Annotated in this window: 17 protein-coding genes and 1 riboswitch; of the genes, 11 read left to right on the plus strand and 6 right to left on the minus strand. The window is 75.6% G+C overall.

Annotated elements, in window-relative coordinates:
* The first annotated feature begins 104 nt into the window (after positions 1 to 104).
* From V1L54_RS15570 to V1L54_RS15590, 5 genes are all read left to right on the plus strand, one after another.
* Positions 105 to 554 (plus strand): STAS domain-containing protein, encoded by a 450-nt coding sequence (locus V1L54_RS15570; protein WP_330118586.1) that lies wholly within the window; start codon positions 105 to 107, stop codon positions 552 to 554.
* Between the two features lie 502 nt (positions 555 to 1,056).
* Positions 1,057 to 4,380, plus strand: a complete 3,324-nt coding sequence (locus tag V1L54_RS15575; RefSeq protein ID WP_330118587.1) for an ABC transporter permease — start codon at positions 1,057 to 1,059, stop codon at positions 4,378 to 4,380.
* A complete protein-coding gene (locus V1L54_RS15580; protein WP_330118588.1) occupies positions 4,373 to 7,159 on the plus strand; it encodes a thioesterase domain-containing protein in 2,787 nt (928 codons plus the stop codon). Before V1L54_RS15575 ends, V1L54_RS15580 begins: the two co-directional genes overlap by 8 nt.
* Positions 7,156 to 8,151, plus strand: coding sequence for an ABC transporter ATP-binding protein (locus V1L54_RS15585; protein ID WP_330118589.1), 996 nt, complete (start codon positions 7,156 to 7,158; stop codon positions 8,149 to 8,151). Before V1L54_RS15580 ends, V1L54_RS15585 begins: the two co-directional genes overlap by 4 nt.
* 64 nt (positions 8,152 to 8,215) lie before the next feature.
* Positions 8,216 to 9,028, plus strand: coding sequence for an ABC transporter ATP-binding protein (locus V1L54_RS15590; protein ID WP_443076642.1), 813 nt, complete (start codon positions 8,216 to 8,218; stop codon positions 9,026 to 9,028).
* Here V1L54_RS15590 and V1L54_RS15595 read toward each other — a convergent pair.
* The 3 genes from V1L54_RS15595 to V1L54_RS15605 form a co-directional block, all read right to left on the minus strand.
* Complete coding sequence (locus V1L54_RS15595) at positions 9,001 to 9,225, minus strand: hypothetical protein (protein WP_330118590.1); 225 nt, start codon at positions 9,223 to 9,225, stop codon at positions 9,001 to 9,003. The genes V1L54_RS15590 and V1L54_RS15595 overlap by 28 nt on opposite strands.
* 106 nt (positions 9,226 to 9,331) lie before the next feature.
* On the minus strand, positions 9,332 to 10,435 hold the full coding sequence (arsB, locus tag V1L54_RS15600) for an ACR3 family arsenite efflux transporter (RefSeq protein WP_330118591.1): 1,104 nt from the start codon (positions 10,433 to 10,435) through the stop codon (positions 9,332 to 9,334).
* Positions 10,432 to 10,746, minus strand: coding sequence for an ArsR/SmtB family transcription factor (locus tag V1L54_RS15605; protein WP_330118592.1), 315 nt, complete (start codon positions 10,744 to 10,746; stop codon positions 10,432 to 10,434). Before V1L54_RS15605 ends, arsB begins: the two co-directional genes overlap by 4 nt.
* Before the next feature lie 70 nt (positions 10,747 to 10,816).
* Here V1L54_RS15605 and V1L54_RS15610 point away from each other — a divergent pair, with 70 nt between their 5' ends.
* The 4 genes from V1L54_RS15610 to V1L54_RS15625 all read left to right on the plus strand — a co-directional run bounded on the left by V1L54_RS15610 (position 10,817) and on the right by V1L54_RS15625 (position 16,259).
* Positions 10,817 to 11,230 carry an arsenate reductase ArsC gene (locus V1L54_RS15610; protein WP_330118593.1) on the plus strand — a complete coding sequence of 138 codons (414 nt, stop codon included), beginning with the start codon at positions 10,817 to 10,819 and terminating at the stop codon, positions 11,228 to 11,230.
* 173 nt (positions 11,231 to 11,403) lie between these two features.
* Positions 11,404 to 11,997: a DM13 domain-containing protein gene (locus tag V1L54_RS15615; protein WP_330118594.1), complete on the plus strand. Its 594-nt coding sequence runs from the start codon at positions 11,404 to 11,406 to the stop codon at positions 11,995 to 11,997.
* Between the two features lie 461 nt (positions 11,998 to 12,458).
* Positions 12,459 to 12,671: riboswitch (cyclic di-AMP (ydaO/yuaA leader) on the plus strand.
* A gap of 6 nt (positions 12,672 to 12,677) precedes the next feature.
* Positions 12,678 to 13,811, plus strand: a complete 1,134-nt coding sequence (locus V1L54_RS15620; RefSeq protein ID WP_330118595.1) for a transglycosylase family protein — start codon at positions 12,678 to 12,680, stop codon at positions 13,809 to 13,811.
* Between the two features lie 228 nt (positions 13,812 to 14,039).
* The gene (locus V1L54_RS15625; protein ID WP_330118596.1) at positions 14,040 to 16,259 is read left to right on the plus strand and encodes an NADP-dependent isocitrate dehydrogenase; all 2,220 of its coding nucleotides are present in this window, start codon (positions 14,040 to 14,042) and stop codon (positions 16,257 to 16,259) included.
* Positions 16,260 to 16,347: 88 nt separating this feature from the next.
* Here V1L54_RS15625 and V1L54_RS15630 read toward each other — a convergent pair whose 3' ends face one another.
* A complete protein-coding gene (locus V1L54_RS15630) occupies positions 16,348 to 16,548 on the minus strand; it encodes a cold-shock protein (protein WP_330118597.1) in 201 nt (66 codons plus the stop codon).
* A gap of 640 nt (positions 16,549 to 17,188) precedes the next feature.
* On the opposite strand from V1L54_RS15630, the gene V1L54_RS15635 reads away from it, so the two are divergent.
* Positions 17,189 to 18,316 carry a phosphatidylinositol-specific phospholipase C gene (locus V1L54_RS15635; RefSeq protein WP_330118598.1) on the plus strand — a complete coding sequence of 376 codons (1,128 nt, stop codon included), beginning with the start codon at positions 17,189 to 17,191 and terminating at the stop codon, positions 18,314 to 18,316.
* A 21-nt stretch (positions 18,317 to 18,337) separates the two neighbouring features.
* Here the strand turns inward: V1L54_RS15635 and V1L54_RS15640 are convergent, their stop codons facing one another.
* Positions 18,338 to 20,356, minus strand: a complete 2,019-nt coding sequence (locus V1L54_RS15640; protein WP_330118599.1) for an AfsR/SARP family transcriptional regulator — start codon at positions 20,354 to 20,356, stop codon at positions 18,338 to 18,340.
* Between the two features lie 181 nt (positions 20,357 to 20,537).
* On the opposite strand from V1L54_RS15640, the gene V1L54_RS15645 reads away from it, so the two are divergent.
* The gene (locus V1L54_RS15645) at positions 20,538 to 21,416 is read left to right on the plus strand and encodes an alpha/beta fold hydrolase (protein ID WP_330118600.1); all 879 of its coding nucleotides are present in this window, start codon (positions 20,538 to 20,540) and stop codon (positions 21,414 to 21,416) included.
* Between the two features lie 49 nt (positions 21,417 to 21,465).
* Here V1L54_RS15645 and V1L54_RS15650 read toward each other — a convergent pair whose 3' ends face one another.
* A complete protein-coding gene (locus tag V1L54_RS15650; protein WP_330118601.1) occupies positions 21,466 to 22,107 on the minus strand; it encodes a lysophospholipid acyltransferase family protein in 642 nt (213 codons plus the stop codon).
* Positions 22,108 to 22,169: the final 62 nt, after the last annotated feature.

Raw genomic sequence — 22,169 nt, forward strand, 5'->3', positions numbered from 1 at the left:
CGCCCCGCCGTCCGGAGGAGGGCGGACGATCCGCCCCGGCGCTCCCGGGCGCCGAGCACAGAACGGACATGTCGGGCATGGAACCGCCGAGTACGGAACCGAGCATGGACAGACCACCGGCCCGCCGGCCGCCGGAGCCCGCCGCGCCCGCCGTTCCGGCCGGCGCCGGACCGCTCCCCAGCGGTCCCACCCTGACCCTCGACTCCCGCGCGGGCGAGGGGCACACCGTCGTCGCCGTCGACGGCCCCCTCGACTACCACACCTCGCCGCAGCTGCTGGGGCACCTGAGGTCGAAGGAACTGCGGCGGACGCCGCTGGTGGTCCTGGACCTGTCCCGGGTGGCGTTCTGCGACTCCAGTGGGCTGGGGGCCTTCGTGGAGGTCTTCCGGCACCGTTCCGAGGAGGGCCTGCGTCTCGCGCTCGCCGGTCTCCAGCCCGAGGTCCGGCGGGTCATGGAGCTCACCCGCCTGGTGGACGTACTGCCGCTGTACGCCACCGTGGCCGACGCGCTGGCAGACCGCCGGGCCGGCCCGGACCGGGCGGAACGGGACTGAGCGGGCCCGCGGCACCGGCCCGCCCGGTGTCCGCGGCGGGAGTCCGCGCCGGGCGGGCCGGCGGTGTGCCGCAGCGCGGGACGGCCGGACCGCGCGGTCCCGGATCCCGGACGATCCCGACCGCGGCACCGGCCCGCGGGCGGCCCTGGACCGGATCCGACCGGTACCCGTGATCGTGCTCGCCGCCACGGGGATGCCGGTGGGGCGCCGGGGACTCCACGGCGGTGCGCCGCCACGGCGCGGCCGGCCGCGGTGACCTGCCGAGGCACCGGTCCTCCGCCTCGCCGTCCGGACCGGGGAGCGCGGTACGGCCCGGGGCAGCCGGCGGGAGGCGGACGCGGACCCGGACGCGGGTGCCGCGGCGTCGTCCGGACGGTCCGGGAGGACCCCGGCGCCGGGCGGTTCCCCGCCCGGTGCGGATCGGGGAGACTGTACGCCCGTCCGGTGGACGGTGATCGGCTTCCGGAATCGGGCGAGCGGGACAGACGGAGCAGGGGGCGGCGTGGGGGAACTCCTCGTCCGGCGGGCGTGGGCGCACCGGTCGCTGGTGGTCGCGGTGCTGTTCACCGTCACCCTCACCTGCTGCGCGCTGACCGTGACGGCGGTGTACGGGGACGCCGTCGCCGACGCGGGACTGCGGCGGGTGCTCCAGGACCGGTCGGCCGCCAGGGCGCTGCTGGAGGCGGAGTCCGGTACCGTCGCCGCCGCGGACGACCGGGCCCGGTTGGACGCGCTGGTGCGCGACACCGCGCGGGACGCCTTCGGCGGACTGCCGGTCCGCGTCGCCTCCACCGTCCGGTCGGGTTCCTACCAACTGCCCTCCGGCGAGCGGCCGGCAGGCGGGGACCCGGCCGATCCACTGCTGACCCTGCTGGCCACCCTCGACGTCTCCCGGGTGTCCTTCACCGCCGGTGCCCGGCCCGGTCCGGCGGGGGACACCGGTGCCGTCCCGGTCGCGGTGCCGGAGGCGGTCGCCCGGGTCCTGGGCGTACGCCCGGGCGAGCGGATGACCCTCGCCGACCGCAGCCAGGGCCCGCCGCTGCGGGTCCTGGTGACGGGCGTCTACCGCCCGGCGGACCGGAGCGATCCGTACTGGCGGCTCGACCCGCTGGCCGGCCGGGGGGCCCGCACGCTCGGCTTCACCACCTACGGGCCGCTGCTCGTCCGCACCTCGGCGTTCACCGGCGGCCGGGTCGCCCCGGCCGCCGCCGCCTGGCAGGCGCGGGCGGACTTCTCGGCGGTGACCACCGCCCGCACCGACCGGCTCGGGGCCGGCGTGCGCCGCGCCGTGGACCGGCTCGAGGGCGCCCCGGGGATCACCCGGGCCACCAGCGGCCTTCCCGCCCTGCTGACCGAGACGGAGCGGTCACTGCTGGCGAGCCGGTCGGCGCTGCTGGTGGGCGCGGCCGAACTGGCGGTCCTCGCCGGATGCGTGACGGTCCTGCTGGCCGGGGCGCTGAACGAACGGCGCTCCGGGGAGAACGCCCTGCTCACCGCGCGCGGCGGCACCCGCCGACGGCTCGCGGCCCTCACCGCCGGCGAGGCGCTGCTGCTCTCGGCTCCCGCGGCGGCCGTGGCCGCCCTGTCGGCCGGCCCCCTGGCGGAGCTGATGGCGCGGCACGGTCTCCCGGCCCACGGTGACATGCGGATCCCCGGTGCGGCGGACGGCCGGGCCTGGGCGGTCGCCGTCGCGGTGGCCCTGGGGTGCGCGGCGGTGCTGACCGCGCCGGTCCTGCGCCGCGGCGGCAGCTACGCGGGGGAGCGGGCCGCGCGGATACGCCGCCCCGTGCTCGGCGCCACCGTACGGGCCGGGGCCGACGTGGGACTGCTGGCCGTCGCCGCGGTCGCCTACACCAGGCTGGCGGGGCACGCGGACGGCGGTGCGCCTCCGGGCGGCGACGGGACGCTCGGGGTGGACCCCGTACTCGTCGCCGCTCCCGCGGTCTGCCTGCTGGCCGGCGCGGTGCTGGCGGTCCGGCTGCTGCCGGTGGTGGCGCGGGTCGGCCGGTGGGCGGCGGGCCGGGGCCGCGGCATCGTCCTGGCCGGCGCCCACTGGCAGCTGTCACGGCGCACCGGACGGATCGCGGGGCCGCTGCTGCTGGGGGTCCTGGCCGTGGCGACGGCCACCCTCGCCGCGGGCCAGGGGGCGAGCTGGGACCGGTCCCGGCAGGACCAGGCCGACTACGCGGTGGGGGCCGATCTGCGGGTCACCGGGATGTCGACCCCGGTGTTCGGTCAGGGGGGCGTGTACGACGGGCTGGCCGGGGTCTCCGCCGCCACCCCGGTGGTACGGGAGCAGGTGCTCCTCGCCGGGAACCGCACGGCGACCCTGCTGGCGATGGACACCGGCCGGGCGGCCGCTGTCGTACGGCTGCGCGGGGACCTGGCGGACCGGCCCGGGGAGCGGCTGTTCGCCCCGCTGCGTACCGCGGACCGGCCGCCCGCCGGCTGCGTCCTGCCGGACGGGGCCCGTCGGCTGCTCGTCACCGCCCGGCTGCGGGCCGGGGAAGGGCCGGGCGCCGGTGAACCGCGGGAGCGGTTGCGGGCCGTCGTCCGGGACCGGTACGGCGTCCCCCACACCTTCCTCCTGGGAGAACTGCCCGCCGACGGCGAACCCCACGTGCTGGAGGCGGACCTCGCCGCCGCGGCCGGTCCCGCCGGAGTGCCCGCGGGTCCGCTGCGCCTGACCCGGCTGACGGCCGGCCATCCCCTGCCGGAGCACCCGGTCGATCTGCGGCTGACCGTCACCGGGCTGCGGGCCGGGACCGCCGGCGGCGGCACAGTGGCGGTCCCCGTGCCGCCGGGCACCGGCTGGGAGGCACGGGCCCGCGTCGACGACCCGGACTTCCGGTCCGCGCCGGAGCGCGGCTACGTGGACGTCCGCGCCGGCAACCCGGCCGCGGTCCGGGACGGGGCCCTGCCCGACGTGCGCTACGGCAGCGGGGCGCAGCCGCCGCCCGGGCCGTACGGCGACCGGTTCGGCGGCGAACTGACCCTGCGCGCCGTCCGCTCCGGCGTCCCCGACGGCCCCGGGCCGCGCCCGGCGGCCGTCGCCACCGACGCCTTCCTGCGGGCTCAGGGGGCCGAGGTCGGCGACACCACCGTGGTCGACCTCTCCGGGACCCGGCTGGAGGTCCGTATCACCGGCTCGGTGCGCGGCCTGCCCACCACGCCCCTGTACGGCGGCGGTGGAGAGGAAGGTGCCCTGCTGATGGACCTGCGCGGTCTTCAGGACGCCCTGCTCGCCCGGTCCGCCCCGGGGGCACGGCCCGGCGAGTGGTGGCTGGCCGCCGAGCCGGGCGAGGACCGGCGGGTGGCCGAGGCGCTGCGGGCCAGACCGGACGGCGTGACACTGCTCGCCCGCGACGAGGTGGCCCGGGAACTGGCCACCGACCCGCTGGCCGCCGGTCCCCGTTCGGCCCTGCCGGCCATCGGGCTCGCCGCCGCGGTCCTCGCCCTGTCCGGGGTGGCGGCCGTCACGGTCGGGGCCCTGCGCGAACGCGCCGCCGACACCGCCGTCCTGCGCGCTCTGGGCGCCCCACGCCGGCGGATCGCCGCCTCGGTCGCCGTCGAGCAGGGTTTCCTGGCGGTGGCGGCCGTCGGCCTGGGCGTGCTGGCAGGAGCCGCACTGGCCCGTGTCGTCGTGCCCCTGACCGCCGTGACCCCGCGGGGGGACCGGCCCGAGCCGGCGGTGGAGACGGTCTTCCCCGGCGGGCTCCCCGCCGTACTGGCGGCCGTCGTGGTGGCGGTACCCGCCGTGATGGCCGCTGCCGCCGCCGTGCGCCGCACGAATCCGGCGGACCCGCTGCGCGGAGGGGATGACTGACATGGCGGCGACCGGGCGGCCGCGGGCGGCCGTGCCCTGGGTCCGCGCCCGGTTGCGGGCGTCGGCGGGCGGCGCCCTCGCACTGGCCCTGCTGGTGGGGGTGACCGCCTTCCTGGCGGCCGCCGTACCGCGGCAGACGGCGGCCCAGGAGGACGCCGCGCTGCGGCAGGCGTTCGCCCGGGCGCAGCCGGAGGAGCGTACGGTGACGGTCACCGCCCCCGCCTCCCACCGGGAGGTGCCCGAGGCCGGCGGCGACTTCCTCTCCCCGGCGCGGCTGGCGGAGACGGCCCGGGCGCTGTGGGACACCGCGCGCCCGCCGCTCGTCCCGGACCGGCAGGCGGCGGTGTACGGGCTGCGCAACAGCGGTCCGGTGGCGGTCCGCGGCGACGGGCTGCCCAGGCCCACGGGCCTGCACCCGCAGTTGACCCTCCACACCCGGCCGCAGGACGACGCCGCGCGGCTGAGGCTGGTCTCCGGCCGGATGCCGTCGCCGGACGTCCGCGGCACCACCGTCGAGGCCGTGGTCACCACCCGCACCGCCGAGGTGATGAACCTCGCGGTCGGCTCCACCTTCCACTTCCCCGACGTCACCGCCGCCCGGGTCACGGTGCGCGTCAGCGGACTGGTCGCCCCCCGCGACCCGGACGCCGACCACTGGCGGACCGAGCCCGCCCTGCTGGAGCCCGAGCTGCGGACCGTGCCGGCCACGGTGCCGCCCCCGAACCAGTACTGGTACTTCTCCGCACTGATCGACAGCGGGGCCCGCGCGGTGCTGCTGCGCTGCAACGGCGGTGCCATGGCCTACTGGCACCATCCGGTGCGCACCGCCGGCCTCACGGCGGCGGATGTCCCGGCCCTGCGGTCCGCGCTGGCCGCGCTGTCCGCCGGGCCGGACGAGGCGGAGGTGCGGGACCGCTCACCGGTGTCCGGCACCGATGTCACCGCCGACGAACTCATCGCCCTGCTGGAGGGGTTCGAGGAGGAGCGCCGCACCTCCCGCTCACTCGCCCTGACCGCCGTCACCGGTGTCGGCGCGTCGGCGGCCGTGGTGCTGGTGACGGCCGCGGTCCTCACGGCCGCCGGACGGCGACCGGAGCTGGTGCTGCTGCGGGCCCGGGGCGCGAGCCTGACCGGCATCGGGTTCGGTCTGCTCGGGGAGACGGCCGCCGTCGCGGTACCCGCCGCCGCGGTGGGCACCGGCTGCGCCCTGCTGTGGGTGCCCGCCTCCCGGGGCGCGCTGCCGGTGTCGCTGGCGGCGGGCGCGGTGGTGGCCGCGGTGGCGTGTGCGGCGCTGCCCGTCCTGGCGGCGGCCGCCCACCGCCGGCTGCGCCCGGACGTCCGCGGCGATGTCGCGACCGCCCGTCCCACCCGGCGCCGCGCGGTCGCGGAGTTCACGGTCGTCGTGCTGGCGGTGGGAGGGCTGGCCGCGGTCCGGCGGGCCGACACCGCTTCCGGCGGTACCGATCCGCTGGCCGCGGCCGTACCGGTACTGCTGGCGGTGGTGGCCGCGCTGGTGCTGCTGCGGGCGTACCCGCTGCCGCTGCGGACGCTCGCGCGTCCGGCCGCCCGGTCGCGGGGGCTGGTCCTCCCCCTCGCGCTGATCCGGCTCGGCCGCGCCCCGGCCGTGTCGGTGCTGCCGCTCCTGGCGGTGCTGGTCGGGCTGACCGTGTCCGCCTTCGGCGGCGCGGTGCTGACCGGGGTCGCCGAGAGCCGCGCCCGCGCGGCACTGGCCGAGGTGGGCGCCGATGCCCGGGTGGAGGCGTCGGACGCCCTGCCCGGCGGCCTGGCGGACCGGGTCCGCCGGGTGCCGGAGGTGGACGGGACGGCCGCCGTGCGGATCGAGTACGGGCAGCGGCCGGAGGGCACCGGGGGACCGGCCTTCGCGCTGGTCGCCGTCGATCCGCGTTCCTACGCGCGGCTGGCCGGCCGCACCGGGCTCGACGGCGGCGAGCCCTTCCCCGCCGGGAAGCTCGACCGCGCCCCGGGCACCGGTCCGCTCCCCGCGGTCGTCTCCCCGGGCCTGGCCGAGGCTCTCGGGGACAGGGGCACGGCCGCCGTCGACACCGCGGGCGGCCGCGCGACCGTCCGCGCCGTCGCCGTCCGCTCCGAGACGCCCGCCGTCACCGGGGAGTTCGCCGTCGTGTCGGCTGCGGCGCTGCCCGTGGGGCGCGGCGGCGCACCGCCGCGCCCCACCGTGCTGCTGGTGAGCGGCCCCGGGCTCGACGGCCGGGCCCTGGCGGACGCGGTCCGCCGCACGGCGGACGGCCTGACGGTGAGTCTGCGCTCCCGGCAGGAGGCCGAGTACGGCGCCGGCCCTCTGCGGGAGGGCACCCGGCGGACGCAGTCGGCCGCCGCGGTGGCCGGGGCGGGCTACGCCGCGCTCGCGCTGCTGCTGTGGCTGCTGCAGTCGGCGGCCGAGCGCCGGACCGCCCTGGCGCGGCTGCGGGCGGTGGGGATGAACCCGCGGCAGGGCCGTGCCCTGGTGTGGGCCGAGACGCTTCCCCCGGCGGCGCTGGGCGTACTGGGCGCAGTGGTGACCGCGCTGGGGGCCGTGGCGCTGCTGCGCCCCGCCGTGGACCTGACCCCGCTGGCGTTCACGGCCCGGGCGCGCGCCGCCGGGGAGGAGACCGTGCGGGCGGCTCTGGTGACCGACGCGGGGGCGCTGCTGTGGCCCTCGTCGGGCCTGCTCGCCCTGGCCTGCGTGGTGGCGGCCGTGCAAGCCTGGCCGGGCGGCGCGTGCGAGGAGGGCGGGCGGTTGCGGAAGGGGGAGCGGGAATGAGCCGTTCGACGGTGCCGGTGAGCCTGGCCGAGCTGGAACGGCGGGCCGCGGAGGAGCGGAGCGAGGACGGGCGCGGCCCGGACGCGCTGATCGTCTGCGACCGGCTGGTGCGCATCTTCACGGCGAGCGGTGTGGAGGTCCAGGCCCTGCAGGGCCTGGACCTGGTGGTGCGGACGGGCGAGCTGACCGCGCTCGTCGGGGCCTCCGGCAGTGGCAAGTCCACGCTGCTGAACGTCCTCGCCGGGCTCGACGTGCCGTCGGCCGGTACCGCGTCGGTCGCCGGATTCGACCTCACGGCGATGGACGCGGCGGCCCGGCTGCGCTACCGGCGGGAGGTGGTGGGGTTCGTCTGGCAGCAGGCGGCCCGCAATCTCCTGCCCTTCCTCACCGCGGCCCAGAACGTGGCGCTTCCGATGCGGCTGGGCGGCGGCCGGATACGGCGGCGGCAGCGGGCCGCACGGGTACGGGACCTGTTGGACCTGCTCGGCGTGGGCCACTGCCACGACCGCGTACCGCACCGGATGTCGGGCGGTGAACGGCAGCGCACCGCCGTCGCCGTGGCGTTGGCCAACGCCCCCGCGCTGCTGCTGGCGGACGAGCCGACCGGTGAACTGGACTCACGGGCGGCGGAGGAGGTCCTCACGGCCCTGCGGACGGTCAACGAGGAGCTGGGCACCACCGTGCTGATCGTGACGCACGACGCGGCGGTCGCCTCGGCGGTCCGCCGTACGGTGGCCATCCGCGACGGGCGGACCTCCTCGGAGGTGCTGCGCCGTGCGACCCGTGACGGGAAGGGCGCCGAGACCGTGGTGACCCAGGAGTACGTCACGGTCGACCGGGCCGGGCGGCTGCAGTTGCCGGCCGAGTTCGCCGAGAAGCTGGCGATCCGCGACCGGGCCCGGCTCACGCTCCGGCCGGACCACATCACCGTCCACCGGGACGACGCCCGGGAGGCCCGGGAGAGCGCACCGGAGGACTCGCGGGATGCGTAGGCGGACGGCGACCGGGTCAGCCGCCGGGAAAGCGGCGCGGAAGGACGCGGAAGGGGACGGACACATGCCGGTGACCGGCACCGGGGCGCCCGCACGGCACGCGGCGGACGGGGCGGGACCGGAGGCGATGGTCGCCGTCCGGGACGTGGTGCGCACCTACGGCGGCGGCTCCGCGGCCGTGCGTGCTCTGCGCGGGGTGACCTTCGAGGTCCCGCGGGGAGAGCTGGTGGCCGTGCGGGGGCGTTCGGGCGCGGGGAAGACCACGTTGCTGAACCTGGTCGGAGGCCTGGACCGGCCCGATGCCGGCCGGGTCACCGTGGACGGTGTCGACCTGGCCGGGCTCGACGAGCGGCGGCTGCTGGAGCTCAGGCGCGAGCGCGTCGGCTTCGTCTTCCAGACGTTCGGCCTCATCCCCATGCTGACCGCGGCCGAGAACGTGGGCGTGCCGCTGCGGCTGCGCCGCGTCCCCCGCCACGAGCGCGAGGAGCGGGTGGAACTGCTGCTCTCCCTCGTCGGACTGCGGGAGCACGCCGCCCAGCGGCCTGGAGAGCTCTCCGGAGGCCAGCAGCAGCGGGTGGCGATAGCCCGCGCGCTGGCGAACCGGCCCGCGCTGCTGATCGCGGACGAGCCGACGGGACAGCTGGACACCCGGACCCGTGAGACGGTGCTGGAGCTGCTGCGCGCCGTGGTGGACAGCGAGGGCGCCACCGTCCTGCTGACCACGCACGACGACGAACTGCTGCGCCGCGCCGACCGGGTGTTCGAGTTGCGGGACGGTGTGGTCACCGCGGGCGGCCCCCCGCCGCCCGCGGTGACGGGGGAGCCCGGAGCGCCCGGGACGACGGGCGGTCAGGTGCCGGGGTCCGCCCGCCGGTAGTCGAACCAGCCGAAGGCGGCGCTGCCCTCGGTGACGTACACGCCGACGACGCGGCCGGTGCCGGCGGTGCCGGCCTCGGTGGACAGCCGGCGGCCGCCCGGCTCGGCCGGCCGGGCCTCCTCCGGTGCCCCGGCGCCGGGTGGCCCGTCGTCCCGCCGGGCGACTGCCGTGTCAGGGGCCTGCCCGGCCGGAGACACCGGGAAGGCGCCGGGAGACCGCCCGAGGGCCGCCGCCGGTACGGGCAGGAGCCGTACCGGCGGCGCCCCGGAGGAGGCGAAGAAGGGAGGGGGCGCGGCGCGGAGGTCAGCCCTCCCGGGCCGGTGCGGGGGTGGTGAACTTCTTGCGCCAGGCGAGGGCGACGTAGACCAGGGCGATGAGGACGGGGACCTCGATGAGGGGGCCGACGACGCCGGACAGTGCCTGGCCGGAGGTGACGCCGAAGGTGGCGATGGCGACGGCGATGGCCAGTTCGAAGTTGTTGCCCGCGGCGGTGAAGGCCAGGGTGGTGGTGCGTTCGTAGGCCAGGCCGATGGCCTTGCCCAGGGCGAAGGTGCCGAAGAACATGATCGCGAAGTAGACCAGCAGGGGCAGGGCGATGCGGGCGACGTCGAGGGGCTGGGAGGTGATCGTCTTTCCCTGGAGGGCGAAGAGGATGACGATGGTGAACAGCAGGCCGTACAGGGCCCAGGGGCCGATCTTCGGCAGGAAGCGCTGTTCGTATCCGGTGCGGCCCATCTTCCTCTCGCCCAGGTGGCGGGTGAGGAAGCCGGCCGCCAGCGGGATGCCGAGGAAGATGACGACGTTGAGGGCGATCTCCCACATGGAGATGTCCAGGGCCTCGCCGTTGCCCAGGCCGAGCCAGCCGGGGAGCAGGTCGAGGTAGAACCAGCCCAGCAGGCCGAAGGCGAGGACCTGGAAGACGGAGTTGAGGGCGACCAGGACGGCGGCGGCCTCGCGGTCGCCGCAGGCCAGGTCGTTCCAGATGATGACCATGGCGATGCAGCGGGCCAGTCCGACGATGATCAGGCCGGTGCGGTACTCGGGCAGGTCGGGCAGGAAGATCCAGGCCAGGGCGAACATCACGGCCGGGCCGATGAGCCAGTTGACGACCAGTGAGGTGACGACCAGTCTCCTGTCGCCGGTGACGGCGTCGAGCTTGTCGTAGCGGACCTTGGCCAGCACCGGGTACATCATGATCAGCAGGCCCAGCGCGATGGGCAGGGAGACACCGCCGATCTCGACCTTGGCCAGGACGTCGTTCAGGCCGGGGATCATCCGGCCCAGCCCCAGGCCGGCGGCCATGGCGAGCAGGATCCACACCGCCAGGAAGCGGTCCAGGGTGGAGAGCCTGGCGGCGATGCCGCCGGCTTCGTCCGCCGGTCTGGTGGTCTCGTCGGCGGTGGTCATGGGCAGGGCCTCTTCGTCTCGGCGGCGCGGGTTGTCCGGGCGGTGCGGGCCAGTTCCTGCAGGGAGCGGCCCAGCGACTCGATGATGTCCGGGCGCAGCCGGTAGTAGGTGAACCGGCCGCAGGGCTCGGTCTCCACCACACCCGCCTCGCGCAGCACCCGCAGATGGTTGGAGAGATTGGTCTGCTTGGCCCCGGTCTCCGCCACCAGGTGGGTGGTGCACAGCGTCTCGGTGGCCAGCAGGGTCACGATCCGCATGCGGAGCGGGTCGGCGAGCACCCGGATCAGGTCAGTATCGACTGACGTCATCATGCGCTGATACTCTCACATCAGTCGGGGGTGATGCCACTCCCGGGAGTCGTCGTGAGGCAGGGAGTCCGTGATGTCCGACAAGCCGTCCGTGCTGTTCGTGTGCGTCCACAACGCCGGCCGCTCCCAGATGGCCGCCGCCTGGCTGACCCGTCTGGCCGGCGACCGCGTCGAGGTCCGCTCGGCCGGATCCGCCCCGGCTGACGCGGTCAACCCCGCCGCGGTGGAGGCCATGCGCGAGGTCGGCATCGACATGTCGGCCGAGGTGCCCAAGGTGCTGACCGTCGAGGCCGTCCAGGCGTCCGACGTCGTCATCACCATGGGGTGCGGGGACACCTGCCCGGTCTTCCCCGGCAAGCGCTACCTCGACTGGAAGCTCGACGATCCCGCCGGGCAGGGGGTCGAGGCGGTCCGCCCGATCCGTGACGAGATCAAGGCCCGTATCGAGGGCCTGATCGCCGAGATCGCCCCGGAGCCCGTCCGGTGACCGCCATGTGCGGTCCGCCGGGGCGCGGCCGCGCCCTGCCTCCGGCGTGTCCCCGGAGCGGCCGGAGCGCCGGGGAGCCGTAAGGGTTCCGTCATCCTCCGAACGGCCCGCGGGTGCCGCCGGCCGCGTTGAATGGTGTGCCGGACCGAGGCACGGACCAGGAGGAGAACGGGATGGGGCGTGTGCGCCAGGTGCTGGGCAGGCCGGTGGTCGCGGGGGTGGCGGTGCTGGCCGTCGTGGCGGCCGGGGTGGGGCTGTACTGGTTCCAGCCGTGGAAGCTGTGGCAGGACGAGACCGTCCAGGAGGCGCTGCCCGCCGCCGCGGACACGGCGGCCCCGCCGACGGCCTCCGCGCCGTCCGGGGACGCCTCCCCGGTGCCGTCCCCGTCGTCCACGCCGTCCGCACCGCAGGAGCCGCGGACGCTGGCGGGCGGCGATCTGATCAGCCATGAGCACACCACCTCCGGTTCCGTGCGGCTGCTCCGGCTGGCCGACGGCTCCCATGTCCTGCGCCTGGAGGGCCTCGACACCAGCAACGGCCCGGACCTGTACGTCTGGCTGACCGACGCGCCGGTGAAGGAGGGCCGGGCGGGCTGGAGCGTCTTCGACGACGGGAAGTACGTCAGTCTCGGCAAGCTCAAGGGGAACAAGGGCGACCAGAACTATCCGCTGCCCGACGACGTCGACCCGGCCGGGTTCACCAGTGTGAGCATCTGGTGCGACCGCTTCGACGTCTCCTTCGGCGCGGCGGAGCTGACCCGCGCCTGACGGGTGGCCGGGCGCGCCCGGCGGCGACCGGCCCGGTCCCCGGGTAAGCACACGAAGAGACCGAAAGCCCTGAAAGGGGCACAGCGGACAGAAAGGCCGAATAACTCACGAAGGGGTGCGGTCGTTTTCCGGTATTCTCCGGAGAGGTGCGCAAAGTTCCTGATCGGGTGATGTAAAGAAAACCGTCCGGCGGATGTGTCGGGAATCACTCCTCCATTTCACCGGCGGTTGCCTCCTGGGAAGAGGACCCGTCCCCCGCCGCCGATTCCCCGATTTCCGCCGGACTTTGGCCGATCGGCGGGCCGGGTGACCTCTCACTCCCGGGAGGAGATCGGCCACGTACCGTGGCCAACCACTACAGGCCTGCGGTGATCGTGTGACCCGGCGGATTTTTGGTCCCTTGTTTCCGGGAATTGGTTGTGTTTATGTTTCCTGGCCTCCGGTCCCAGGGCGGAGGCCCCACCGCCGGTACGCCGAATCCTGCCGCCCGGTCGGGGGGACGGACCGCAGTCGAACGCGGCAGGAGCGGGGAAACCACATATCCGCCGTACCGTGCTTTCCGCCGGTACGGCTCGGGGTGAAGCCACTCCCCGGCGCGCCTCGGCGCACCGGGAACGGCCGGGCAACTCCAGCCCGAATCCGACAGCTAACCTCGCAGGCGTAGGAGAGGACATCCCCCCATGTCTCGAGGCCGACACCGTCGCCCGCGCACGCCCGTGATCTCCCGTCAGTTCTCCCGTCTCTCCGTCGTCCTCACCGCCGGTGGCGCGGGCGTGGCCGCGCCGCTGCTCACCGCGGGCAGCGCGAACGCCGCCTCCGTCGCCGTGTGGGACGAGGTCGCCGAGTGCGAGAGCGGCGGCGACTGGTCCATCAACACCGGCAACGGCTACTACGGCGGACTGCAGTTCTCGCAGTCCAGCTGGGAGGCCGCGGGCGGCACCCGGTACGCGCCGCGCGCCGACCTGGCCGGCAAGGCGGAGCAGATCGCCGCCGCCGAGAAGCTGCTCGACATGCAGGGGCCGGGCGCCTGGCCCACCTGCGGCCCCGCGGCCGGCCTCAGCCGGGACGGCGGTACGCCGGACGCCGGAGCCGCCGACCGGCAGCGCTCCGAGGTCCGCACCCAGACCGGGAAGACCCAGCAGACCCAGCAGACCCAGCAGGTCCAGAAGAGCCGGCAGGGCGAGAGAGCCGCCGCGGCGGAGCGGAAGTCCGCCGGCCCCGGCACCTACACCGTCCTCAGCGGTGACACGCTCTACGGCATCGCCACCGGCCACGGCGTCGAGGGCGGCTGGGAGGCGGTCTACGAGGCCAACCGGAAGACGGTGGGCGACGACCCGAACCGGATCTTCCCCGGCCAGCGGCTGACCCTCGACACCGCCCGGTCCGGCGCCACCCCGAGCGCCGCGCCGAAGAAGGCCGCGCCGAAGAAGAACGAGGCCCGCCCCGCCGCGCAGGCCCGGCAGTCCGCGCAGCCGCAGTCGGCGAAGGCCTACGCCGACAACCTGGACGGCTGGATCCGCGAGGCCCTGGACATCATGCGGGCCCACGGCATCCCCGGCAGCTACCAGGGCATCCACCGCAACATCATGCGGGAGTCCAGCGGCAACCCGAACGCCGTCAACAACTGGGACATCAACGCCCAGCGCGGCACTCCCTCCATCGGCCTGCTGCAGGTCATCAAGCCGACCTTCGACGCCTACCATGTGCCGGGCACCGCCAACAGCCAGTACGACCCGGTCGCCAACATCGTCGCCGCCTGCAACTACGCGGCCGACCGCTACGGGTCGATCGACAACGTCAACGGACCGTACTGACCGTACCGGCCCGTCCCCGGGGACGGGCGGGGGCCGCCGGGCGTCCGCCCGGCGGCCCCCGCCGTGTCCTGCGGCGCCCGTGCCGCCGGCGCGGCTCCCCGCCGAGGGGGAATCGGGTGGGGAGCCGGGAAGCAGTGGAGGAGAGCGGAGGGGAGAGTCGAAGGGAGCGGGGCCCACGAGATATCTTGATGTCGAGCAATGTTGCAGACGTGGAGCGGAGAGCACCCGGTGACTGACTCGACCATCATCTACACGCACACCGACGAGGCCCCTGCCCTGGCGACGTATTCGTTCCTGCCCGTGGTCCAGGCGTACGCCTCGAAGGCCGGGGTCACGGTGGACACCCGGGACATCTCCCTGTCCGGGCGGATCATCGCGGTCTTCCCCGAGTACCTCAGGGAGGACCAGCGTATCGGCGACGCGCTCGCCGAGCTCGGCGAGCTGGCGAAGACGCCCGAGGCGAACATCATCAAGCTGCCGAACATCTCGGCCTCCATCCCGCAGCTGAAGGCGGCCGTCGCCGAGCTGCAGGAGCAGGGCTACGCGCTCCCGGACTACCCGGACGACCCGAAGACCGACGAGGAGCGCGAGATCCGCGCCCGCTACGACAAGGTCAAGGGCAGCGCCGTCAACCCGGTGCTGCGCGAGGGCAACTCCGACCGCCGCGCCCCCGCCTCGGTGAAGAACTACGCCAGGACCAACCCGCACCGCATGGGCGCCTGGACCGCCGAGTCGAAGACGAACGTCGCCACCATGGGCCAGGACGACTTCCGCTCCACCGAGAAGTCCGCGGTCGTCGCCGAGGACGGCTCGCTCCGCATCGAGCTGGCCGGTGACGACGGCTCCACCACCGTCCTGCGCGAGTCGGTGCCGGTGCTGGCGGGCGAGGTCGTGGACGCGGCCGTCATGCGGGTGGCGGCGCTGCGCGAGTTCCTCAAGGCGCAGGTGTCCCGGGCCAAGGCCGAGGACGTGCTGTTCTCCGTGCACCTGAAGGCCACGATGATGAAGGTCTCCGACCCGATCATCTTCGGCCACGCGGTACGCGCCTTCTTCCCGAAGACCTTCGCCGAGTACGGCGAGACGCTCGCCGCGGCCGGCCTGACCCCGAACGACGGGCTAGGCGGCATCCTCAAGGGCCTGGAGTCGCTGCCCGAGGGCGCGAGGATCAAGGAGTCCTTCGAGGCCGAGCTGGCCGAGGGCCCGGCCCTGGCGATGGTCGACTCCGACCGCGGCATCACCAACCTGCACGTCCCCAGCGACGTCATCGTCGACGCCTCCATGCCGGCCATGATCCGCACCTCCGGCCACATGTGGGGCCCGGACGGCCAGGAGCACGACACCCTCGCGGTCCTGCCCGACAGCTCCTACGCGGGCATCTACCAGGCCGTCATCGACGACTGCCGGGCCAACGGCGCCTTCGACCCCGCGACGATGGGCTCGGTGCCCAACGTCGGGCTGATGGCGCAGAAGGCCGAGGAGTACGGCAGCCACGACAAGACCTTCGAGATCCCCGCCACCGGCACGGTGCGGGTGGTCGACCAGGCCGGCAACACGGTCCTGGAGCAGGAGGTCGGCGCCGGCGACATCTTCCGCATGTGCCAGACCAAGGACGCCCCGATCCGCGACTGGGTCAAGCTCGCCGTCACCCGCGCCCGCGCCACCGGCGACCCGGCGGTGTTCTGGCTGGACGAGACCCGCGCCCACGACGCGAAGCTGATCGAGAAGGTCCGGGCGTACCTGCCCGAGCACGACACCGAGGGCCTGCGGATCGAGATCATGGCCCCGGTCGACGCGATCAGGTTCTCCCTGGAGCGCATCCGCCGCGGCGAGAACACCATCTCGGTCACCGGCAACGTGCTGCGCGACTACCTGACCGACCTGTTCCCGATCCTGGAGCTCGGCACCAGCGCCAAGATGCTCTCCGTCGTCCCGCTGATGAACGGCGGCGGGCTGTTCGAGACCGGTGCCGGCGGTTCGGCGCCCAAGCACGTCCAGCAGCTGGTCAAGGAGAACTACCTGCGCTGGGACAGCCTGGGCGAGTTCCTCGCGCTGGCGGTCAGCTTCGAGCACTACGCGCAGACCACGGGCAACGCGGGCGCCCAGGTGCTCGCCGACACCCTCGACCGCGCCACCGCCACCTTCCTCAACGAGGACAAGTCGCCCAGCCGCCGCCTGGGCGGCATCGACAACCGCGGCAGCCACTTCTACCTGGCCCTGTACTGGGCGCAGGAGCTGGCGCGGCAGACCGACGACCCCCGGCTCGCGGAGGCGTTCGGTCCGCTGGCCGGGACACTGGCCGAGAACGAGCGGACGATCGTGGACGAGCTGGTCGCGGTGCAGGGCTCGCCGGCCGACATCGGCGGCTACTACCGGCCCGACCCGGCCAGGGCCTCGGCGGTCATGCGTCCGTCGAAGACCTTCAACCAGGCCCTGGAGACGCTGGGCTGAGCCACGGGACGGGGCACGGCAGGGGCCGGCACCCTCGGGCGCCGGCCCTCGCCGCGTCCCCGGCGGCGGCCGCCGGGACCTGCCGGGCTCAGAGCGGCCGGACGCCGGTGGCCTGCGGGCCCTTGGGGCCCTGCACCACCTCGAACTCCACCCGCTGGTTCTCCTCCAGGTTGCGGAAGCCGCTGCCCTCGATCTCCGAGTAGTGCACGAAGACGTCCGGTCCGTCCTCGCGGGCGATGAAGCCGAAGCCCTTGTCCGGGTTGAACCACTTCACGGTTCCCTGAGTCATCTCTCGCTCCTCACAGCGGTGGGCACGGATCCCGCACCACGCGGGTCCGGGCCGGTCCTGGACGCGGCTCCCCAGGAGACCCGGAGGAGGACGACGCGCCCGCGACGTCGTTCTTCGCGAGCGTGCGGAACGCACATACACATAAAAAATACAGCGATTCATGACAAACCGCACATCGATGTCCCGTCCCCGCCGGGCGAGGGAGCGAGGGGGCGGGGAAGACGGAGCCGGACACGGCGAGGCGCCGGCCAGGTCGGGGGAGTCCTGGCCGGCGCCGGTCCATGGGTGCGGGTGCGGTGGCGGCGGTCGCCTTCGCGGCGGAGGGCACTGCGAGGCTTCAGCCGAACGATCTTCCTCGCAGGCGGTGGGTGAGGCCCGGGGACACTGTCCCGCCACCGGCACCCGCGAAGGGTTCAACGGACACCCCTTACCGGGCATTCCGCCCCTGAAGGGGTGAATGTGTGTGATCCGCGTCACCGGTGCGTATCCGGACAACGGGTCTCCCGTCCGGGCCGGACACGCCGCGGCCGTGCCCCGCGACGGGGTGACCGTTCGGTGAACGGTTCCGCCGGGCGGGGTACGGGCGCGCGGGGGGCGGAAGGATCGGGGTGTCCGCCACCGCGCACCCATGAGGAGAACGATGCGACGACTGTCGGTCCCGCTGGCCCTCGTACTGGCGGCGAGCGCCGTCACCGTGGCCGGGCCGGGCGGCACGGCCCGGGCGTACAGCGCCCCGGAGTCCTACCGGAGCCTGCGGGCGGACGCCCACCCCGACTGGATGGCGGCCGTCCGCGGGGACGCGAGCCTGGCCGAGCTGTCCATACCCGGCACCCACGACACCCTGGCCGTGTACGGGGGAGTCGTGACCGAGACCCAGGAGCGGCGCGAGAGGGGCGACGGGAGGGGCGGCGGTTCCCTGGCCTTCCAGCTGCGGGCCGGTGTCCGGGCCGTCGACATCCGGGTGCGGATGGTCGCCGGCGAGGACGGCCGGGGCCGGTTCTCCGTCCACCACGGGGCCGTCTACCAGAACGCCAACTTCGACGACGTGCTCCGCGAGCTCGGCGCCTTCCTGCGCGAGCACCCCACCGAGACGGTCCTGCTCCACATGCACGGGGAGTGCGCGGGAGGAATCGGCGGCTGCCAGGACGCCGATCCGTGCCCGGAGTGCGGCACCGACCACAACCACCGGCGCCGGCAGATCTTCGACTCCTACGCCGAGGCCCACCGGGAGCTGTTCTGGCAGCCGTCGGTGACGGGGGCGGCCCCCGTACCGGACCTGGACGAGGTGCGCGGCAAGGTGGTGCTGGTCAACTGGAGCGGCCCGCACGGCGGCAACTACCCCGACTACGGCCTGGCCCAGCTCAACTACGCCGACTGGGCGGACGAGTGGGGACCGCAGAAGAACTGCTACGTGCAGAACTCCTACCGGGTGGACGGCATCTCCCGCATCAACGACAAGTGGGAGAAGGTCCACGCGCAGCTGGACCGCGCCAACCGGAGCGCCGACTGCCGGGACCCCGGCGCCCCGAACGGCGACAAGCTGTACGTCAACTGGGCCAGCGGGGCGAGCCTGCTCGCCCCGCCGTCCGTCGTCGCGGGCGGCACCCCGACCGCGACCGGTGTCAACGGCTTCCTGTACGAGTGCCTCACCGGCCGGAACAACCGGTGCGACACATCCTCCGTGCGGCGCACCGGCGTACTGATGACGGACTTCCCCGGCCACGGACTCGTCGACGAGATCATCCGCCGCAACCCCGCCCGGCACTGACCCTCGCCGGGGCCGGGCGGCTCAGCGGGGAGCGCGGCGGAGCGCGGCGGCGAGCTCCGCCAGGAACCCCGCGACCGGCCCCGCGGTGAGCAGGCCGCTGCCCGCCCCGGCCAGCTCCGCCGCCGCCGGGGCGAGCGCGTCCCGCGCCCGCTCCATCGCCGCCCGGTCCCCGAGGGCGACGGCGGCCCGCGCGACGAGGCACCACAGGGCCTCCAGCAGCAGGCCGCGCGGCGGGTCCGGGACCTCGCGCAGCGCCGCGGCGGCCGCCGCGCGGTCCCCCTCGGCCAGCAGCACCAGCGGACGGGCCCAGGGGGCGTACGGGCCGAAGTCGTCCGGCCCGCTGTCCGGCGCGTCGTCCGGTCCGGACGGCCCGGACGGTCCGCCGCCCCGCGCGGGCAGCCCGTGCTGGACACGCAGGCACAGCAGCGCAAGCGGCAGCAGGCCCTGCTCCAGCCCGGGCATGCCGCAGCCCGCCAGAGTGGCGGCCGCGTCCCGGTAGGCCGCCTCGGCCTGCCGCACCGTGCCGCCGGCCGCGGCGAGCCGCAGCGCGCCGTACCACCGGGTGAACACCCCCACCAGCGGCAGCTCATGGCGTCCGGCCAGCCGGTCGGCGGCGGCCGCGTGGTGGTCGGCCCCGGCGAAGTCCGCCAGCGCGCCGCGCGCCTGGAGGCGGACGAGCCGGCCGAGCACCTCGTACGTCACCAGACCGTGCCGGGCGGACAGAGTGACCAGCTCGGCGCCGACCGCGTCCCGGCGCGGCGCCAGACCGGCCCGGTCGAAGGTCTGCATGAACACCGCGTTCAGGGCGAACGCCAGCAGGGCCGGATCGTCCAGCCGGCGCGCGAGCTCCTCCGCCTGCCGGGCGGCCTGCGGGCCGCGGGCACCCCCGGTGCCGCGCGACTCCAGGGCGATCGTGGCCAGCAGCCGGGCCCGGGCCGCCGCATGGCCCGTGGCCGGCAGGGCGGCCAGGGCGCGCTCGGCCGCCGCGACCACCCGCGCGGCCTGCTCCGGATCGTCCAGCCGGGTCCAGACCGCCGGGACGTCGTAGGCGCCGATCACCCGGGCGGTCAGCTCCGGATCGCCCAGCTCCTCGGCCGCCTCGATCGCCGCCACCCGGTGCCGGCGGGCCGCGGGCAGGCCGCCGCCGCCCCCGGTCACCGCCAGCCCGCGCAGCAGGGCCACCGTCGACTCCAGCCGGACCCGTGCCCCGGCCGGTACGGCGCGGTCGTACGCGGCCGCCGCCCGCTCCCACACCCGTTCCGCCGCGCCGCCCCCGCCGGGGTCCAGCCGGTCGGCGTGGTGGAGGATGTCCGCCTCCAGGGCGCGCAGCCCGGGCCCCGGGTCCACGCCCAGCTCCTCGGCCAGCAGCGTGCGGGCCCGGCGCAGGACCGCCAGCGCGTCGCCCTGGCGGCCCGACCGGTACAGCGCCAGGGCCAGCAGCCGCCAGGCGTCCTCGCGCCAGGGATGCCCGGCGGTGTGCGCGTCCAGGTCCGCCGCCGCCTCGGCGGCCAGCCCCAGGGACAGCCGGGCCTCGGCCAGCCGCTCGACGGCGTGCAGCCGCAGCTCGGTGAGACGGGAGCGCTCCGCGCGGGCCCAGGGGTGGCCGGAGAGCCCGGCGTAGGCGGGGCCGCGCCACCGGTCCAGTGCCCGGGCCAGCCGCTCGGCGGCGTCCCCGGGCGGCAGCGCCGCGGCGGCGGCCACCGCCTGTTCGAAGCACCAGGCGTCCACCGTCTCCGGCGCGGCGCGCAGCGCGTACCCCGGCCCCTCGGTGACCAGCAGCCGGGCCGGGGAGCGGGGCGGCCGCTCCGGTTCCAGGGCGCGGCGCAGCGCGGCCACGAAGGTGCGCACCGCGCCCACCGCGTCGGCGGGCGGCTCCGCCCACAGGTCCTCCACCAGGCGGGTGACCGGGACGACGCGGCGGCGGGCGACGAGCAGCCGGGCCAGCACCGCGCGGTGCCGGGGGCCCTTCAGGGCGAGGGCGTCCCCGGTGCCGTCCTCCCAGGCCGTCACCGGCCCCAGCACACCGAACGAGACCCGCACCGCAGGCTCCCTTCCCGGTCCCGGCCACCTCCCGGCCGACCGGCCGTTCCGGAGCATCCTCCCAGGTCACGGTAGCGCGCTCATCCGGTGCTCATCCGCGCCCGGCAGGCTGGGAGACCCGGCGGTCCCGGGCACTCCGGAGCCGCCCCGAACCACTCGATCCAGCACGGAAGGGCGGACCATGTCGCCTGCCATCCCCGGTTTCGACCAGCGGCGCGTCCCCGTCGCCGACGGTGTGTCCCTCAACGCGGCCGTCGGCGGCTCGGGCACCCCGGTGGTGCTGCTGCACGGCTTTCCGCAGACGCATCTGATGTGGCGGCACGTCGCCGCCGACCTCGCGGCCGGGCACACCGTGATCTGCCCCGACCTGCGCGGCTACGGGGCCAGCGACAAGCCCGCCGACACCGACGGCACCGGCTACGCCAAGCGCACCATGGCCGCCGACATCGTCGCACTGGCCCGTGAACTGGGACACGACCGCTTCGCACTGGCCGGGCACGACCGCGGCGCCCTGGTGGCCTTCCGCGCCGGACTCGACCACCCCGGCCGGATCACCCACCTCGCCTGCCTCGACGTGCTCCCCACCGCGGACATGTGGGACGTCCTGCACGGCACCGCCGCCGCCGTGGGCTTCCACCTCTATCTGATGGCCCAGCCCCCCGGGCTGCCCGAGCGGATGATCGCCGCCTGTGCGGACGAGTTCTTCGGCCACTTCCTCGACGCCTGGACCGGCGACGCGCGCGCGATCCCCGCCGAGGTGCGCGCCGCCTACCTGGACGCCTGCCGGGCCGCGGTGCCCTCGATCACGGCCGACTACCGGGCCTCCGCCGGCATCGACGTCGAACACGACCTGGCCGACCGCGCCGCCGGCCGCCGGCTGGGGATGCCGGTCACGGTGCTCCAGCAGGACTGGGGCGCGGCGCTGGGCTACGACGCCGCGGCGCTGTGGCGGGCCTGGGCGCCCGATCTGGTCCACACCACCGTCACCTGCGGCCATTTCATGGCCGAGGAGGCCCCCGGCGAGGTCGCCGGGGCGCTGCGGAGGCTGCTGGCCCGCTGAGAGGCCCGGGCCGCCGGGGGCCGGAGCGGGCGCGGCGGGGCCCGGCGGGTCAGGCGGCCCGGTCCGCCGCGACCCGCCAGGCGTGGACGACCGCGCGGCGGGCCCGAGCGGTGGCGGTGACGACATCGCCGGACAGCCGCAGCGGCGCCCCGACGTGCACATGGACGTCGGGGCGCCGCAGCGGCGCGGTGACGAACCCGGCGACCTGCTTGGCGGCGGACCCGGAACTGATCCGGCGGGAGCCGGCCTGCCCGAGCGGGACGACCGCGGCACCGGTGGCCAGCGCCAGCCGGGCCAGTCCGCTGCGGAACGGGCCGGGCTCCGCCTCGGCCGCGTCCGGGCGGCGCGGCAGACCCCCCTCGCCGTAGATCAGGACGGTCTTCCCGGCCTCCAGCGCCGCGGCGGCGTCCCGCAGCGACAGGACGGCCCGCTCGGTGCCCCGGTGCACCGGCACATGACCCTCGCGGGTCAGCATCCGGCGCAGCACCGGCACCCGCCACAGCCCCGCGGTCGCCAGGACGACCGGCTCGGTGCCCAGCCGGTGGAGGGCGGCCAGGACGACCCCGGGGTCGACGAGCGAGGTGTGGTTCGCGGCGACGATGCTGCCGGGGACGATCTCGGCGTCCGGGTCGGTGGTGACCCGCAGACGGCCGAACACGGGAACGACGGTACGGGCGACGGTGCTGAGCACGAGAGGTCCCTCCGAGGTGTGCGGGCCCGACGGGGGGCGGTGCCCCCATCGTCGCCGCCGGG

It is taken from the genome of Streptomyces rubellus, assembly GCF_036323805.1.
Lineage (GTDB): Bacteria > Actinomycetota > Actinomycetes > Streptomycetales > Streptomycetaceae > Streptomyces.

Excerpts from the sequence above, each read along its gene's own strand:
- V1L54_RS15570 (WP_330118586.1), top strand. The coding sequence starts at position 105 with ATGGACAGACCACCGGCCCGCCGGCCGCCGGAGCCCGCCGCGCCCGCC.
- V1L54_RS15580 (WP_330118588.1), top strand. The coding sequence starts at position 4,373 with ATGACTGACATGGCGGCGACCGGGCGGCCGCGGGCGGCCGTGCCCTGG.
- V1L54_RS15585 (WP_330118589.1), top strand. The coding sequence starts at position 7,156 with ATGAGCCGTTCGACGGTGCCGGTGAGCCTGGCCGAGCTGGAACGGCGG.
- V1L54_RS15590 (WP_443076642.1), top strand. The coding sequence starts at position 8,216 with ATGCCGGTGACCGGCACCGGGGCGCCCGCACGGCACGCGGCGGACGGG.
- arsB (WP_330118591.1), bottom strand. The coding sequence starts at position 10,435 with ATGACCACCGCCGACGAGACCACCAGACCGGCGGACGAAGCCGGCGGC.
- V1L54_RS15605 (WP_330118592.1), bottom strand. The coding sequence starts at position 10,746 with ATGATGACGTCAGTCGATACTGACCTGATCCGGGTGCTCGCCGACCCG.
- V1L54_RS15610 (WP_330118593.1), top strand. The coding sequence starts at position 10,817 with ATGTCCGACAAGCCGTCCGTGCTGTTCGTGTGCGTCCACAACGCCGGC.
- V1L54_RS15615 (WP_330118594.1), top strand. The coding sequence starts at position 11,404 with ATGGGGCGTGTGCGCCAGGTGCTGGGCAGGCCGGTGGTCGCGGGGGTG.
- V1L54_RS15620 (WP_330118595.1), top strand. The coding sequence starts at position 12,678 with ATGTCTCGAGGCCGACACCGTCGCCCGCGCACGCCCGTGATCTCCCGT.
- V1L54_RS15630 (WP_330118597.1), bottom strand. The coding sequence starts at position 16,548 with ATGACTCAGGGAACCGTGAAGTGGTTCAACCCGGACAAGGGCTTCGGC.
- V1L54_RS15635 (WP_330118598.1), top strand. The coding sequence starts at position 17,189 with ATGCGACGACTGTCGGTCCCGCTGGCCCTCGTACTGGCGGCGAGCGCC.
- V1L54_RS15645 (WP_330118600.1), top strand. The coding sequence starts at position 20,538 with ATGTCGCCTGCCATCCCCGGTTTCGACCAGCGGCGCGTCCCCGTCGCC.